Annotated in this window: 16 protein-coding genes; 5 read left to right on the forward strand and 11 right to left on the reverse strand. The window is 61.7% G+C overall.

Annotated features, from left to right (window positions below):
* The first annotated feature begins 27 nt into the window (after positions 1–27).
* On the forward strand, positions 28–900 hold the full coding sequence (locus V8J81_RS07770; RefSeq protein ID WP_368475178.1) for a hypothetical protein: 873 nt from the start codon (positions 28–30) through the stop codon (positions 898–900).
* Here V8J81_RS07770 and V8J81_RS07775 read toward each other — a convergent pair.
* Positions 879–1,310: a response regulator gene (locus V8J81_RS07775; protein WP_368475179.1), complete on the reverse strand. Its 432-nt coding sequence runs from the start codon at positions 1,308–1,310 to the stop codon at positions 879–881. The two genes, V8J81_RS07770 and V8J81_RS07775, sit on opposite strands and share 22 nt — an antisense overlap.
* A gap of 145 nt (positions 1,311–1,455) precedes the next feature.
* On the opposite strand from V8J81_RS07775, the gene V8J81_RS07780 reads away from it, so the two are divergent.
* The 4 genes from V8J81_RS07780 (at position 1,456) to V8J81_RS07795 (ending at position 5,699) form a co-directional block, all read left to right on the forward strand.
* Entirely contained in the window at positions 1,456–2,151 is a 696-nt protein-coding gene (locus V8J81_RS07780; protein WP_368475180.1) for an alpha/beta fold hydrolase, read from the forward strand.
* Positions 2,152–2,266: 115 nt separating this feature from the next.
* A complete protein-coding gene (locus V8J81_RS07785; RefSeq protein ID WP_368475181.1) occupies positions 2,267–3,286 on the forward strand; it encodes an AbrB family transcriptional regulator in 1,020 nt (339 codons plus the stop codon).
* Positions 3,287–3,381: 95 nt separating this feature from the next.
* Positions 3,382–4,932: a trimethylamine methyltransferase family protein gene (locus V8J81_RS07790; protein ID WP_368475182.1), complete on the forward strand. Its 1,551-nt coding sequence runs from the start codon at positions 3,382–3,384 to the stop codon at positions 4,930–4,932.
* Complete coding sequence (locus V8J81_RS07795) at positions 4,929–5,699, forward strand: SDR family oxidoreductase (protein WP_368475183.1); 771 nt, start codon at positions 4,929–4,931, stop codon at positions 5,697–5,699. Before V8J81_RS07790 ends, V8J81_RS07795 begins: the two co-directional genes overlap by 4 nt.
* Before the next feature lie 4 nt (positions 5,700–5,703).
* Here V8J81_RS07795 and V8J81_RS07800 read toward each other — a convergent pair whose 3' ends face one another.
* Genes V8J81_RS07800 through V8J81_RS07845 form a run of 10 tightly spaced genes read right to left on the reverse strand, consistent with a single transcriptional unit; the run spans position 5,704 to position 16,113 of the window.
* The gene (locus tag V8J81_RS07800) at positions 5,704–7,026 is read right to left on the reverse strand and encodes an NAD(P)/FAD-dependent oxidoreductase (protein ID WP_368475184.1); all 1,323 of its coding nucleotides are present in this window, start codon (positions 7,024–7,026) and stop codon (positions 5,704–5,706) included.
* Entirely contained in the window at positions 7,023–8,516 is a 1,494-nt protein-coding gene (locus V8J81_RS07805) for an aldehyde dehydrogenase (protein ID WP_368475185.1), read from the reverse strand. Before V8J81_RS07805 ends, V8J81_RS07800 begins: the two co-directional genes overlap by 4 nt.
* A gap of 3 nt (positions 8,517–8,519) precedes the next feature.
* A complete protein-coding gene (locus V8J81_RS07810) occupies positions 8,520–9,437 on the reverse strand; it encodes a dihydrodipicolinate synthase family protein (protein WP_368475186.1) in 918 nt (305 codons plus the stop codon).
* A complete protein-coding gene (locus tag V8J81_RS07815) occupies positions 9,434–10,156 on the reverse strand; it encodes a GntR family transcriptional regulator (protein WP_368475187.1) in 723 nt (240 codons plus the stop codon). The genes V8J81_RS07810 and V8J81_RS07815 overlap by 4 nt, the downstream gene beginning before the upstream one ends.
* Positions 10,157–10,202: 46 nt before the next feature.
* Positions 10,203–11,378, reverse strand: coding sequence for a kynureninase (kynU, locus tag V8J81_RS07820; RefSeq protein ID WP_368475188.1), 1,176 nt, complete (start codon positions 11,376–11,378; stop codon positions 10,203–10,205).
* An 8-nt stretch (positions 11,379–11,386) separates the two neighbouring features.
* Positions 11,387–12,202 carry a tryptophan 2,3-dioxygenase gene (locus tag V8J81_RS07825; RefSeq protein WP_368475189.1) on the reverse strand — a complete coding sequence of 272 codons (816 nt, stop codon included), beginning with the start codon at positions 12,200–12,202 and terminating at the stop codon, positions 11,387–11,389.
* A 36-nt stretch (positions 12,203–12,238) separates the two neighbouring features.
* Positions 12,239–13,165 (reverse strand): metal ABC transporter permease, encoded by a 927-nt coding sequence (locus tag V8J81_RS07830; RefSeq protein ID WP_368475190.1) that lies wholly within the window; start codon positions 13,163–13,165, stop codon positions 12,239–12,241.
* Complete coding sequence (locus V8J81_RS07835) at positions 13,165–14,370, reverse strand: metal ABC transporter permease (RefSeq protein ID WP_368475191.1); 1,206 nt, start codon at positions 14,368–14,370, stop codon at positions 13,165–13,167. The genes V8J81_RS07830 and V8J81_RS07835 overlap by 1 nt, the downstream gene beginning before the upstream one ends.
* On the reverse strand, positions 14,370–15,164 hold the full coding sequence (locus tag V8J81_RS07840) for a metal ABC transporter ATP-binding protein (protein ID WP_368475192.1): 795 nt from the start codon (positions 15,162–15,164) through the stop codon (positions 14,370–14,372). The genes V8J81_RS07835 and V8J81_RS07840 overlap by 1 nt, the downstream gene beginning before the upstream one ends.
* A gap of 1 nt (position 15,165) precedes the next feature.
* Positions 15,166–16,113 (reverse strand): metal ABC transporter solute-binding protein, Zn/Mn family, encoded by a 948-nt coding sequence (locus V8J81_RS07845; RefSeq protein ID WP_368475193.1) that lies wholly within the window; start codon positions 16,111–16,113, stop codon positions 15,166–15,168.
* Positions 16,114–16,130: the final 17 nt, after the last annotated feature.

Here is a 16,130-nt window from a genome sequence, read left to right on the forward strand (position 1 = left end):
GCCTCGTCGTGGAACCATTGTGGAATCATGACCCAAAGCCACCAATCCTTTGCCTGCCTTGTTGCCGTTGATCCTGAGACCGCGCGGATCACCCATGCCAGTGAGACTTGCGGCACCATCTTGGGTCATGATGCTAGTGATATGCTTGACGCGAACATGCGCGATCTTCTGGGGGTCGAGTTGTGGCACGCCTTGCGCAATGCTGCGTCGAACCCGGCCTTCGGGAAAAGCGCCATTGCCGTCCAGGCACTGGGAGAAAGAGGCGAAAGCCTCAATATTCTCGCTTATCCCACCGGTCCCCTGCATGTCATTGAGGTCCTTCCCAAAAACCCACAAGAATTCGGAAGCACGGCACCCATCGACATAGCAAAGGCAAGCATGGCGCAGCTTTTGCCACTGAAAGCGGGCGCGGAATTCGCGTCACATCTCTCCACACTCCTGCGCCACTTCACCGGGTCGGAGCATGTTTTGATCTGGGACCGTCAAGCGGGTGACGCGGCCATTTGCACCGCGGAGTCCAAGCGGGCGAGCCGAGACAGCATGCTCGGCGCACAATCCCAATGGCCCGCCCTATGGCCGGACGATTGTGGCACAATCGGCTTAATCTCCGACGTGCAGGCAGATCCTGTTTCGCTCCTCACAGCCTCGGATCCCCTAGTCTCGGAAATCGATTTAACCAAGGCATTGTCAAGCAATCCATCACCCGACTTGACCGCGCGTCTGCAACAATTGTCCATGCGATCATCGATTTTACTACGCCTTGCCCGCAACGGAACGCCTTGGGCCGTCGTCGAATGCCAAAGCTCCCGCGCACGCGTGCCCTCATCTGCGCTCCTGTCACTCTTCGACGTGATGCAGCCCTTTCTGGACGCAAAACTTCAGCTGCTGCACGGCGCCTGAGCTTTTGGATCGAGCATTGAGCTGACCATCGAAAGCAAATCCGCTTCGTTGATCGGCTTTTTCAACTCATCAGTGGCCCCAATGGCGCGCGCCGTGGTCAGAATATCGGCCATACCGGGGTTCTTGTAGGTCCCCGTGACTGCAATAATCGGAACATTGGCCGATGTCGCATCGCCCCCCATAAAACGGCGTACTTTGCCAATAAGGCTGATGCCACCATCCGGCTGGCTGCGGCCTTCTACCTGCACAATGATGTCCGTGATGATAAGGTCAAAGCGTTCGGCCATCGCGGCGCTGACTGCGTCCGTCGCGTTGGAATAGCTCGCAACATCGTGGCCGTCCTGCTCAAGTATGCTGGTCACGTGCGACCTTTGAAGCGCATCATCTTCCATCACGAGTACATTCGCCATTTTCTGCCCTCCGAAGGGAAAGGCACCGAACCTATCGTGGCGGGTGCTGCATTTTGGTTAATCGCTTAGGTTGAAATTTGCAAAAATCATCGCAAACAGCGACAAGACGCCACTCCGCACGCCGCGATAAACAGGTCGAACACTGATGCAATCTCCTCTTCTTCTTCTGCCCGGAATGATGTGCGACGCACGGCTGTTTCAACCGCAATTCACCGCTTTTTCGGCCACGCGACCGGTCATGACGGCGCCTTTGAGCGGTGCCAGCACAATACCCGAACTTGCGGCGCACATCTTTGGCGCTGCGCCGGAACGCTTTGCACTGGCTGGTTTGTCGATGGGCGGCATCGTCGCCATGGAAATGGCACGCCAAGCCCCCGAGCGGATCGAGCGGATCGCGCTCTTGGACACCAATCCGCTGGCAGAACCGCCAGATCGCGCCGCCGCCCGAGAACCGCAGATCGCAGATGTCCGAGCCGGCGGATTACGGCGCGTGATGCGGGATGAGATGAAGCCCAACTATCTGGCGGACGGCCCCAATCAAGGCGCGATCCTTGATCTGTGCATGGCTATGGCGGAAACGCTGGGACCTGCGGTTTTTGAAAGCCAATCCCGGGCGCTTCAAATCCGGCCTGATCAATCCGACACGCTGCGCGGCCTCAACATTCCCGCTCTTGTGCTATGCGGGGCCGAGGACTCGCTTTGCCCGCTAGAAAGGCACACGCTGATGCGTGATCTGTTGCCCGATGCCACGCTTGAGGTCATCGAAGGGGCCGGACATCTGCCGACGCTTGAGCAGCCAGACGCCACCAACGCAGCCCTGTTGCGGTGGCTTGAACGTTAGGCAGAAGCCCTTACCCGCATTGCAGCCAGTGCAGGGATGCTCTGCATACAAAAGTATACCAATTGGATCGTCGGACCGCTATAGCTGAAGCACACTCCCCACCCGGTCTCGCCCTTTGCTGATCCTCGCGCGCACTTACCTCATTTCGGCCCTTGGCGTCGGCGCATTCTATCTGCTGTCTTTGCCTTTGCCGTTTCTGCTTGGCCCGATCACGGCATGTTTGATCGCCGCATTGGCGGGCCTCGATCTGCGCGGCCAACCGGTCGTGAACGATGCGATGCGGGCCATTCTGGGTGTCGCTGTCGGAGCCACGCTGACGCTTCCGGTTGTGTTGTCGATGGGCGCGATGTGGCCCACACTGGCCATGATCCCATTGATGATTGCCGCCATCGGCGCGGTCGGCATCCCCTATTTTGTGCGGCTTTGGGGCTTTGACTTTGCCACCAGCTACTACTCCGCCATGCCCGGTGGCCTGCAGGACATGCTGGTTTTCGGAGAGGAAGCAGGCGGCGATGTCCGTGCGCTGTCGCTGATCCATGCCACACGGGTTTTGGTCATCGTCATGCTCCTGCCCTTCGTGCTTAGCCTCGGGTGGGAGGTTGACCTGACCAATCCACCCGGCGCGCCCGCTAGCTCCATCGCCCCCGCGCAACTGTTACTGATGGTCGCCGCAGGTTTGGTTGGTTGGCAAGGCGCGAAGCGGATTGGGTTGTTCGGTGCCTCGATCCTCGGCCCCCTGATCGTCGCCGCCCTGCTCGCGATAACGGGCCTCCTGCAATCCCGCCCCCCGGCAGAGGCTATCTTTGCCGCGCAGTTCTTCATCGGCATGGTCGTGGGCACAAAGTATTCCGGTGTAACAGGCCACGAGGTGCGCCGCGACGTGGCCGCTGCGCTCGGCTTTTGCGTTATCATCCTGCTGCTCGCCCTGGCCTTCGCCGAACTTGCCGTGTTTTGGGATCTTGCCCCGCATCTTGAGGCTCTTCTGGCCTTCGCACCCGGTGGTCAGGCCGAGATGACGGTTCTTGCGCTGGTCGTTGGCGCAGATGTGGCCTTTGTCGTCGCACACCACCTTCTTCGCATCATCGCCGTTATCCTCGGCGCGCCCATCGCAGCCCGTATCTTTGATCGCCGCTAGCCCCGGATGTCGGCGCTGAACCAAAGGGTTTCGGAATCTAGCTAGTCGCCTGAAACTCCGATGTATACGTTTTGTATACAAATGGGAGGCTGACCATGACCGACACCGCAACGCGCACCCGCGCCGGAGGCCGCGCATCACGCCGCGCCGCGCGGCAAGCCATTGATGTCACCATGCTCCCGGGTTTGGAGAACACGCTTCCCTTCACCGAAGTCATGGACGGCGCGCAGGTTGAACGGATCGATGCAGCCTCCATGCACATCCTCGAAAACGTGGGCGTTCAGTTCCGTGACGACATCGCGCTGGCCGATTGGAAAGCTGCAGGCGCCAAGGTCGAAGGCGAAATGGTCTATCTCGATCGCGGTCTGGTGCGAGAGCTGATTGCCACCATCCCCTCCACCTTCACGTTCCACGCCCGCAACCCGGCCAACAACGTGCCGCTTGGCGGGCGGCGGTCGATCTTCGTGCCCATGACCGGAGCGCCCTACCTCCGAGATCTGGAAGACAAACGCCGCAACCCGATGCTCGACGACCTGGCGATGTTTCACAAACTCAGCCACATGCTGCCCGCGCTGCATTCGAGCGCGCATCACATCGTGGAGCCCTACGATCACCCGATCAGCCAGCGCCACCTGCGGATCACCTATTCCTCGATGAAACATTCCGACAAGACGTTCATGGGCATGACGACAAGCCCCAAGAACGCCGAAGATGTTATCGACATGTGCCGCATCCTTTTCGGCGCGGACTTTATGGAGAGCCACCCCGTCGTCACCGGAAACTGCAACGGCAATTCGCCCTTGGTGTGGGACGAAACCATGCTCGGCGCACTGCGCGCCTTCTCCCGCGCGAACCAGCCGATCCTCTGCTCCCCGTTCGTGCTTGGAGGAGCGAACACGCCTGCCTCTGTTCCGGCCACCGTCGCGCAATTGAACGCCGAGGCCCTGAGCGCACTGGCCTACACGCAAGTCGTGCGAAAAGGCGCACCGGCGATCTACGGCCACTACCTCAGCACCGTCTCAATGAAATCCGGTGCCCCCATGGCAGGTACACCCGAGATCAGCCTGATGAACTTCATGATCGGCCAGATGGCGCGCTACTATGACGTGCCTTGGCGCACCTCGAACACGCTTGGCGGGGCCAAAACCTTTGACGCGCAAGCAGGCTATGAAAGCGCCCACACGCTCTCCGCCGTCATGCATTCCGGCGCAAATTATATCTGGCATTCAGCGGGTTGGAACGAGGCTGGGATGCATTGCTCTGTCGCAAAATTCGTGGTCGACGCCGAGCAATGCGCCATGGCTTATCGCATGGCGGAGGGGCCGAAGTGGCACGATTTCGACATGGCACTCGATGCGGTGAAAGACATTGGCCCCGGCGGCCATTACCTTGGCCATCCCCACACGCAGGAAACGTTTCAAGAGGCGTTCTTCATGCCCGAACTGTTCGATAACAACTCCATCGAGCAATGGGCGGCTGAGGGATCGGTCGAGATCACCGAACGTGCGCTAACCTATGCCAAGAAGCTGCTCAACGCCTATGAGGAACCGGAGCTGGATGAAGGCGTGAACGAAGCCCTGTTGGACTACATCGCCCGCCGCGAGCGGGAGATTCCGGCCGCAGATGCATTGAATCAAACGGCATGACCGGCCTCGCCGGAAAACGCGTCGTCATCACAGCTGGCGGCGGGGGCATCGGGGCCACGCTGGCACGGCGCTTCGCGGCAGAGGGCGCGAAGGTTGCGGTATGTGATCTGGATGGTGCCGCAGCGGAAGCTGTCGCGGCCGAGATTGATGGCCTCGGCATGGGCGCGGACGTCACCGATGAGGCGCAGATGCAGGCCTTCTTCGATGCAGTGGACGGCGCGTTCGGTGGCGTCGACGTGCTGTGCGCCAACGCCGGCACAGGTGGCCCTGCCGCCCCGATCGAAGACATTGACTATGCCGCATGGCAGGCGTGTCTGTCGTCCAACCTCGACGGGGCTTTCCTGGCCTGCCGATGGGCCGCTCGGCATATGAAGGCGCAAGGCAGCGGACGGATCATCCTTACCTCTTCCACCTCCGGCCTGTTCGGCGTGCCCACGCGCGCGCCTTATGTGGCTGCAAAGTGGGGCATCATCGGCCTGACCAAGACCCTCGCGATGGAGCTTGGGCCACACGGCATCACGGCGAATGCCATCTGCCCCGGCGCGGTTGACGGCGACCGGATGGAACGGGTCGTGGCCATGGAAGCGCACGCGCGCGGTGTGCCAGCAGACGAGGTCCGCACGCTCTACGCTGAAGGCACATCCATGCGCACTTGGGTCAATGCCGACGACATTGCAGACAGCGCGCTCTACCTCGCCTCGCACGCCGCGAAAAAGGTCAGCGGACAGGTCTTGGCGGTCGACGGCCACACCGAGCGAATGACCTAAGCCACTACTCCAGCTCGGCGCGGCGCTCTTTCCAGCGGATCACGGCATTGCCGACCGCATCGCGGAACGGCTGTGGCGGCAGACGGGGCGGCACGACCTCCTCCTGAAAGTGCGCCGTCAGTTCGGTGGCTATACCGCAAGCCATCTCCGCCGCCGCGATGCCCGTCAAAGTCCCACGCGCCGTGCCAAGGCCGTTCTGCACACAAGCGGTAAACAGCCCCTCCTCCACCTCGCCGGTGACCGACGCCCCGTTGCGCGACAGGCAGAGATGCCCGGCCCAAGTGTATTCCGGTTTCAAGCCTGCCAGCTCCGGAAACCGAGCGTCGAACTTCGCCTGCTGGATCGCTGTGGCCCGCGCAAGATCCGCCTCCGACGCCTTCATCCCTGACCGCAACGTTGCCACCGTCCGCGTCAGAATACGATCTCCACCCTGCGGCCCATCAATCCGCCGCATGGAGGTGCCCATTGGGTCCGATGGCGTTATCCCCCACCGCGCCGCGCCGCCAACCGCACCCTCGGGCAGAACGGGCGTAAACGCCGCATAAAGGAACACGTGCATCAGCCGTCCGGTAGCGATGCTGAAACTCTCCACATGCCCGTTCGTGGCAAGGATAACCTGCGGCGCGGCGACACCGCCTTTGGGAACCTGCACACGCCAGATGTGACCGATCCGCTTGATGGAAATAACGGGCGAGTGCTCATGAATTGCGGCAGACAAACCCGCTGCCAGCCCGCGGATGTATCCCGCCGGTTGCAGCATCGCCGTGCCCGGCGTGTAAAGGCCGGATCGGTAGTAGGTGCTGCCCGTCATCTCAGCCATCGCCTGCGCATCAAGCCACTCATAAGGTTCGCCAAGCGCATCCAGATGTGCTGCGTAGCTTCGGTTCTGACTGTCTGCCCCCTCACCGACCGCGCCATTCACCTTGCCCACCGGGTCGAAGAAATCCGTGCGGATGCCGTGCTCCTCAACCGCATCCCGCGCGAAGGCGATGGCGTGCCGGTTCATCGCAATCTGCGCCCGATCGTCCCCCGCACCGGCATAATCGTGGCTTGTCAACTCATGTGGCAGATCGATCATGAAGCCGGAATTTCGCCCCGCCGCCCCTTCCGCAATCTGCCCGGCCTCCAGCACAACCACGCGCGCCTCTGGCCGTAGCTGCGCAACCCGCCGCGCTGCTGACAGCCCGGCAAAGCCCGCACCGACGATAACGACATCCGCCATAATCTCTTCTTCCAGACGCGGATACGCGGGACCGGCCCCCAGGATGCTTGCCCAAGCGGCCTCGCCCCGATGTTTCGGCAACCGCCGGGCGACGTAACGGCTCAATCCACCGCCTCATCGCCATCATCGCTCAGGTCGATCCAGATGGTCTTAAGCTGCGTGTATTGGTCATGGGCCTGCAAGCCATTGTCGCGCCCACCGAAACCCGATTGCTTCCAGCCTCCGAACGGCGTGGTGATGTCGCCCTCGCCAAAGCTGTTCACCGTCACGGTGCCCGCCTTAAGCATCCGCGCGCCCCGAATGGCGCGCTTGGCGTTGGCTGTGAACAGGCTGGCGCAGAGGCCATAAGGCGTGTCGTTGGCCAGTGCGATGGCCTCATCAAAGCTGGAAACGGTCAGGACCGACAGGACCGGCCCGAAGATTTCCTCGGTCGCCTGCGGGCTGGACGCATCCGTTTCAATGCAGGTTGGCGCAACAAATCCATCCTTGGCCTCACCGCCGAATATCACTTGAAGATCGGCGTCTAGATAACTGGCAACCTTATCGAAATGCGCTTTTGACACCAGCGCCCCAACACGCACCTCGGGGTCGAGCGGGTCGCCGACCGGCCACTCGCGGGCATGGGCCTCGATCCGCTCAAGCAACGGCGCCTTGACCGCCTCATGCACGATCAACCGCGACGTAGCGGAGCAGTTCTCCCCCATGTTCCAATACGCGCCATTCACGATATGCGCGGCCACACGGTCGAGATTTTCGGCGTCGTCCATCACGATAGCAGGGTTCTTCCCGCCCATCTCAAGCACGACCTCCTTCGCATTACTTTCAGCAGCATAGGAGAGGAACTTCATCCCCGTTTCGGTCGATCCGGTAAACGACACCACGTCGATATCCATATGCCGCCCGATGGGTTCGCCCACATCTGCGCCCATCCCCGGCAGGACGTTCAGCACACCGCGCGGCACGCCCGCCTCCATCGCCAGTTCTGCCAAGCGCAAGGCAGTCAGTGAGGTCTCTTCCGCGGGCTTCAACACCACCGAACAGCCAGACGCCAAAGCCGGGCCGATCTTCCACGCCATCATCAAAAGCGGGAAGTTCCACGGCAGGACCAAGCCCACCACACCCACAGGCTCCCGCACCACCATGGCAATGTGATCGTCTGAGGCGGGAGAAACGGAATCGTAAATCTTATCAATCGCTTCCGCGTGCCACTTGATGAAGTTTATCGCCTCTGGCACGTCGACGGTTTCGCAATCGAAGATCGTCTTGCCTGAATCCACGCTCTCCATCACCGCCAGCTCACGCGCATTGCGGGCCATCAGCTTGCACAGACGGATCAAAACGTCCTTTCGCTCGGCCGGATGCAGACGCGACCAGCGGCCATCGTCGAACGCCTCCCGCGCCTTCTCTACCGCAACGTCCACGTCTTCGGGCCCGCACGAAGCGACCTTAGCCACCACAGCCCCCGTTGCAGGGTTCACACTATCGAAGGTCTTGCCCGACGCCGCTTGCCGGAACCCGCCGTCGATGAACGCGCCCGTCGGCGGGTTCAACTCCGCCGCCAGCGCGCGGTATTCCTCTGCCGTCAAAAGATCCATCGCTCAGCCCTCCGCCTCGATCGCCGCAACGGTGCGTTTGACCACGGCCACCACCTGCTCCAACGCGCGTTTGTCGTCCTTGTTGAGAGGCTTCAACGGCGCGCGCACATCGGTGCAATCAATCCCCTGCATCGTCACGCCATACTTGATCGTCGCCACGAACTTCCCGCCCTGTTCCAGCACCCGCATCAGCGGCAGAAGCGCCGACATGATGCGCCGACCCTTGGCGAAATCGCCCTCGATCACGCAGGCCTTGTAGAGCGCCACATGCTCGCGCGGCAGGAAGTTCGACCCGCCGCAGACCCAGAACGGCGCGCCCCAGGCGAAGAACTCCAACGCCTGATCGTCCATCCCGCAGCCAAGCTGGATGTGGGGGTAATCGCGGGCCAGCAGGTGCACGCGGTTGATATCGCCCGAGCTTTCCTTGATGCCACAGAAATTGCGCGACCGACCGACCCGGTCGAGAAATTCCTCGCCCATGCATGTGCCCGTCCGGCCCGGATAATTGTACAGCATCACCGGCAGGTTCGCCGCCCGATCAATCGCCAGCGCGTTCAAGGCATTCTCCCGATCCGTGGGCACCGCATAAGGCGGTGAGGCCAGCAGGATCGCATCCGCCCCCATCTCCCGCGCATCGGTCGCCAAGGCGATGCTGTCATCGGTCAGCATAGCGCCCGTGCCCACGACCAGCGGCAGCCGCCCTTTCAACCGTTCGTGCGTGAAACGCGCAATCTCAATCCGTTCCACCACGGTCTGCGCGTAATTCTCGCCCGTAGACCCGCCCGAGATCAGGCCGTTCACACCATTCTCGACCAGCCATTCCACCACATCCGCCAGACGGTCCCAATGCACTGATCCATCGGGCGCATAAGGCGTCAAAACCGGCGTGTAGATGCCGTCGAAGTGGAATATCGGGGTCAAGACGCGCCTCCACCCGCAATGTCATCGCCAAGGCCCAGGTCGAGGGGCGCGGGGAGGACGAACCGTCCAATCTCATCGCGGCTCAGCGCCCAATGCGCCTCGGCCAACGCCGCCGCCGCGTCCTCATCCCCGGCTTCGATGGCCGCGATGATTTGGTCATGGTGTTCGCTGGCCTTGGCCAGATTGTCCGCCATTTGCTGGTTCTTGGGCTGATAAAAGGTCATCCCGATCCGCGCATGGTCGATCAGCAAACGCTGGAAGGACGGAATCAGATAGACGCTGCCCGACATCTCGCCAGTGATTTCATGGAACCGCGAATTTGTCAGCGCGCGCTCCGCCGCGCTGCCTTGACGCAGGGCTGCAGTGAAGGCGTTCTGCGCTGCCTTGAGGTCTTTGATTTGGGCTGCGGTAGCGTTACCGGCAGCCATCCGCAGGATCGCGGAATAGATCATCGGCGCGACAAGGAAAAAGTCGCGCAAGGTCGTATGCGACAGCGCCGCCACCCGCGCGCCCTTGTTCTCGCGCAGTTCGACAAAACCGGCCCCGTCCAAGTCACGAAACACCTCGCGCACGGGCGTCCGACTAAGCCCAAAACGCTCACAAATCGCGACTTCATCCAGGTCGCTGCCCGGATGGTATTCCAACGTCAAGATGCCCGCACGCAGATGGTCGGCCAGCGCGGCCTTGCGGTTTCGGGGGGAAAGATGATCAGCAGCCATGGGCGGACGCTAGACCCGAACCCGGCGTGAATACAATATGTATTTCTTATGTGACGCGCTGCCGGGCCAGATACTCGGGACGATCCCAAAGGCGGTCGCGCAGGATCTCGGCCAGTATAGCAACGGCCCTCTTCACATCTGCATCGTCCAGATAGAGCGGCGTGAACCCAAAGCGCATGATGTCTGGTGCGCGGAAATCCCCGATGACACCGCGTGCAATCAACGCCTGCATGGCGGCGTACCCGTTCTCAAAGTGGAAAGAGACTTGGCTTCCACGGACCGCCGCATCGCGCGGACTGGCAAGGCGCAGGTTTGGGCAGTGCGCCTCGACCTCAGCGACGAACAGCTCGGACAACCGGATGGAGGCGGCACGAATGTCGACCATGTCCACCTCACCCCAGATCTTCATCGCCTCTTCCAAGGCGGCAAGCTGCAGAACCGGCGGCGTGCCCACACGCATTCGTTCAATCCCTGGCGCGGGCCGGTAGTCGAGATCAAAGGCAAAAGGCGCCTCATGCCCCAGCCAACCCGCCAGCGCCGGGTCGATGCTGTCGGCCAGATCCGGGCGCACGTAGATGAAGGCCGGCGCCCCCGGTCCGCCATTCAGGTATTTGTAGGTACAGCCCACAGCGAATTCGGCGTTTGAGCCTGCCATATCCACCGGCACGGCCCCGGCAGAATGCGCCAGGTCCCAGACCATCACGGCCCCTGCCCCATGGGCCTTGGCAGTGATGGCGTTCATGTCGTGCATCCGGCCCGTCCGGTAATCCACCTGCGTCAGCATCACGGCAGCGATGTCACCGGTGATCGCATCTGCGACCTCTTCCGGCGCGACAACCCGCAATTCATGTGCCTGCCTCAGATGCCGCAACAGGCCTTCGGCCATGTACAGATCGGTCGGGAAATTTCCGCTGTCAGACAGAACCACCTTCCGCTCTGGCCGCATCTGAAGCGCCGCAGAAAGCGCCTGATAGACCTTCAGCGAAAGTGTGTCCCCCATTACTACCGAGCCCTCGGGCGCGCCGATGATCCGGCCCACCATGTCGCCCACGCGGCTCGGCTGCGCCATCCAGCCATCCACATTCCAGCCCTTGATCAGGTTCGCACCCCACTCATCCGACATCATCCGCCCAACCCGCGCAGCCACACCCTTGGGCAGCGGCCCTAGCGAGTTCCCGTCGAGGTAGATCATGCCCTCGGGCAGCTCAAATCTGTCTTTCATCGGCAAGTTCATAGCTGCCCCCTTACATTCCAAAGCTCCGGAAACAGCTCGACTTCGAGCATACGGCGCAGATATTGCACGCCAGACGTGCCTCCGGTGCCCCGTTTGAAACCAATGATGCGTTCGACAGTTGTGACGTGGTTGAAGCGCCATCGGCGAAAGTAATCTTCAAGATCAACCAGCTTCTCAGCCAGTTCATAGAGCGACCAATGCGCGGCCGGATCACGGTAAACCCTGGCCCACGCATCTTCGATGGCCGGAACAGGCTTATGCGGCGCGTCCAGTGCAGGCCGCGGCAATTCAGAGTCCAGCTTGGCAATGGCCACAGCATATAGCGACGGGCGCGTCAGTTCGGCTGCCAGCATCGCGTGGAGCGCGGGGCGATGTTCATGCACCCGCATCATCGCCGTGTTCCGATTGCCGAGGATGTATTCGATCAGTCGGTATTGGTGCGACTGGAACCCGCTACTCTCGCCCAGATCTTCGCGGAACGCTGTGTATTCAGAGGGTGTCATCGTACGCAGCACATCCCACGCACCATTGAGTTGCTCGAAGATGCGTGCCACCCGCGTCAGCATCTTGAAGACGGGCGGGAAATCGTCGGCCATCAGTGCCTCACGCGCGGCGTTCAACTCATGCAAGGCCAGCCGCATCCACAGCTCCGAGGTCTGATGCTGAATGATGAACAGCATCTCATCATGGGCCCGGCTTTTGGGTTGCGCGGCCCCAAGGATCGGGTCGAGCGCAAGGTAATCGCCATAGCTCATTGCGCCGTCAAACGACATGCGCGCGCCATCATCTTCGGGGTTCTCGGGCTTGGTCATACCGCACCGTATCCAGCCAGCGCGGGGCGGCAAGGCTTATCCGCCTGCGGCCACGCCTACCCGGTGCCGGGCGGGGCCGAATAGACAGGCCAACAACAGGATCACGCCCGAGACGGCGGCGACCATCCCCGCCGCTGAAACCGAATTGGACGCCCCAAGCCAGAGCGGGCCGTAGCCCGCCAGAACATAGCCCAGGATCGCTGAGGCCGTGGCAAACACGACGCTCCACCCCACCTGACGCCCAAGATGGTTCGTCATTAAACGCGCAGCCGCGGGCGGACAGATGAACATCGCGATCACGATGATGGAGCCGACGGCATCAAAGGCTGCTACCGCTGCAACCGCTGCGGCCGTCACAAGGCCGAGGCCAATGGCACTGACGGGCATCCCAAGGGCGCGCGCAAAGCCTTCATCGAAACTCGACAGTTTGAGCGGTCGCCAGAACAGCCAAGTCAATACAGCGATCAGGGCGGCCGCCACCGCCATGCGCGGAAGCTCAGGCGGCAGATGGGACAATGCGACCGGGTCCAGCAGCGATCCCCAGCCATCCGCGCGCAGCCAGATCAACTGCTCCAGATTGCCCATCAGTGCGTGTTCAACATCAAGATGAACGCTCGAAGTATCCGACTGCTCCAACAACAAAACACCGGCCGCGAAAAGCGAGGTGAAGACCACCCCCATCGCCGCTCCCGGTTCGATCTTGCCCAATCGGCGCACGGCCTCGATCAACAGAACAGCTGCAAGTGCGGCCCCTGCGGCCCCGAGCAGCATCGGCCAAGTCGAAACCACACCAGTGATCAAGAACGCAACGACGATCCCCGGTAGAACAACATGGCTGATCGCATCGCCAATCAACGCCTGCCTTCGCAGGATCAGGAAATTGCCCGGCAAGGCACAAGCAATCGCGGCAAACACGCCAATCAGGATCGGGGTCAGCGAAAACTGGACGAACTCGGCCCCCATTATGCTGCCCCTTCGCTGAGAACCTGGCTATCGATCCAAGTGATCTCATCCTCGGTGAACACATCGTCGATGGGCGTCAGCCCGTCATAGCGCCCGGTAAGAGCTGTGTCCTTGTGCAGACGGCGCGCCACACTCCAACGGCGTTCATCGCGGGCAATACGGGCACAGGCCGCCTGCCCGGCTTCGGTAGCGACCCCGTCACGCCGCAAGAGCCCCTCGGACCTCAGGATTTTCAGGGTTAGGCGATCATAGATCGGCTCATTCCGCGCCAACGCCAGCAACCCCTGACGCCGGTGAACCCGTGTCTGAAAGGCTCTGCGCGCGATGACGGCCGCCGCAACGCCGCGCGTCGGTGAGAACAGAAGAGACACCGCGAACAGGCCAGTGGCCACCAGCACGATAATGGGGCCTGTCGGCAAGGCTGGAGCCGTCGCAGAGATGGCCGCACCGATCCAACCGGACACGCCGCCAATCACGCCGGCAATCCAAACAACGTTCTCCGCCCGGTCTGACCAGAACCGGGCCGTGACGGGCGGGATAATCAACAGCGCCACGATCAGGATCAGGCCAACCAATTTCAGCCCCACGACTGTGACGGCCAAAACCACGCCCATCATCGCCAAATCGACCCGGCGCACGTCGACGCCCCGCGCTGCCGCAAAGGCTGGATCGAACGCCACCAGCGTCATTGGGCGGCGCAAGAGCCAGATGGCGAACACCACTGCCATGCCGCCCCCTGCAATCAGCAACCCATCTTGCAAAAGCATGCCCGCGGTCGAGCCAAGCAGAAAATCCTCCAGCCCCGCCTGCCGACCCCGGCTCATGCCCTGAATGACGGTCAGAAGTACAACACCAAGCCCGAAGAACGTGGACAAAATCGCGCCAATTGCTGCGTCTTCGGAAAGGCGCGTACGGCGCACCATCCACTCCACCGCCAGAAGTCCAACCCACGCCGAAACCGCAGACCCCGCCAGCAACCCGATCAGCGAGCGTCCATCACCTCCGAGCGCGACCATTACGATGAACGCCAAGCCTACGCCCGGCAACGTAGCATGGGCCACAGCATCGGACACCAGCGCGCGGTTGCGCAAAAACAGGAAAGAGCCGCCCGCGCCCGCCGCAAACCCCAAGAGCATGGCCCCAAGCGCCACGAGGGCCGCATTGTACCCGGCCTGAAAGAACAAGGCGTCCAGAAAGGCCGACATCATGCCTCCGACAGAGAAAGCGCGTCGATCTGCACGGCGCCAAGCCGCCCGCCATAGGCATCAGCCAGCGTCTCTGCCGTGAAGGTTGTGGCCACCGGCCCTTCGGCAATGCGGCGCAGGTTGACCAGCATTACATGGTCAAAATAATCCGCCACAGTGCTCAGATCATGGTGCACTGCAACCACGCTGCGCCCTTCGGCCTTGAGGGACTTCAAGACCTCAATGATCGCCGCCTCTGTCGCGGCGTCCACACCGGCAAAAGGTTCATCCAAAAGGAAAAGATCAGCCTCCTGCGCCAAGGCACGAGCCAGGAAAACACGCTGCTGCTGGCCACCTGAAAGCTGCCCGATCTGTCGGTCCGCAAAGTCGGCCATGCCCACGCGATCAAGGCAGCCGCGTGCTTTCGCTCTATGCGCCCCGGTGATCCGCCGCCACAGCCCGACCTGCCCGTAAAGGCCCATCAAGACGACATCCAGTGCCGTCGTCGGAAAATCCCAATCCACGCTGGCACGCTGCGGCACATAGGCGATGCGGTCGCGGACGCGGTCCACCTCCCGGCCAAACACATTCACCTCGCCCGAGACTTTCGGGATCAGACCAAGCGCTGCCTTCAGAAAGGTCGACTTCCCGGCCCCGTTCGGCCCCACGATCGCTGACATCGCCCCGACCGGAAAGGTCGCATCCAGCGAGAACAGCGCTGGCTTTTCGCCATAACTGACGGTCAAACCCCGCACGGCGAGAGGGCTGGCAGCGTCTAGTGGTTCAGGCGATTGGATCAGGGTCAGGTCTGCCATCTCAGTTCAGCGTCAGCGCCCCCTGCATTCCGCCATCCGGCACTTCGCCACCAAGGGCACGGGCGATGGTGGTGACGTTGTGGTCGATCATGCCGATCCATGTGCCCTCATAGGTGCCATCCGGGCCCATTGCGTCCGAGAACAATTCGCCCCCGATCACGACCTCATGGCCCCGCGCCGCAGCCCCTTCGATCAGCGCGCGGATGTTGCGGTCAGAAACAGAGCTTTCGACAAAGACAGCGCCGATATCGCGTTCAACAAGCAGGTCCACGAGTTCACCGATACGCTGAAGACCGGCCTCCGATTCCGTGGAAATGCCTTGAATGCCAACCACTTCAAAACCGTAGGCCGCCCCAAAATAATTGAATGCATCATGGGCCGTGACCAACACACGCGCCTGTTCCGGCACGGTAGACAAGACCTGCTCCGAGTACACCGCCAGTGCCTCGACCTGTTCGCCGTAAGCCTCTGCATTTGCGGTAAAGCTTTCGGCGGCGTCTGGAGCGCTCTCAGAAAGAGCTGCCGTCACCTCCTGCACGACGCCGGCCCAAAGGTAAGGGTTCATCCAGACATGCGGATCGAATTGATCGCTGTAATTCTCCGACGCAATCAGACTGGAAGAGTCCAGCGCCTCGGCGACCGGAATGACCCTGTTGGTCTCGGCCAGCTCCAAAAGGAACTCTTCCAACTGTGCTTCAAGGTAAAGGCCGTGCCACAGAACCAAATCCGCACGGGCGATCGCCACAATGTCAGACCGGGTCTGGCGGTAGGCGTGCGGATCGACGCCCGGCCCCATAAGCGCCTGAACGTCAACGAAATCTCCGCCAATCACCCGCGCGGCGTCGGCGATCATACCGGTCGTGGCAACAACCGAGATTTGCTCCTGCGCATACAGGTTTGTGGGCAGAAGGGCCGTTGAAAGCAAAATGGCGGGCAATGTGCGCGTCATTGGCAAGACTCCAAAGA

Origin of the sequence: Gymnodinialimonas sp. 202GB13-11 (assembly GCF_040932485.1) — a bacterium.
Lineage (GTDB): Bacteria > Pseudomonadota > Alphaproteobacteria > Rhodobacterales > Rhodobacteraceae > Gymnodinialimonas > Gymnodinialimonas hymeniacidonis.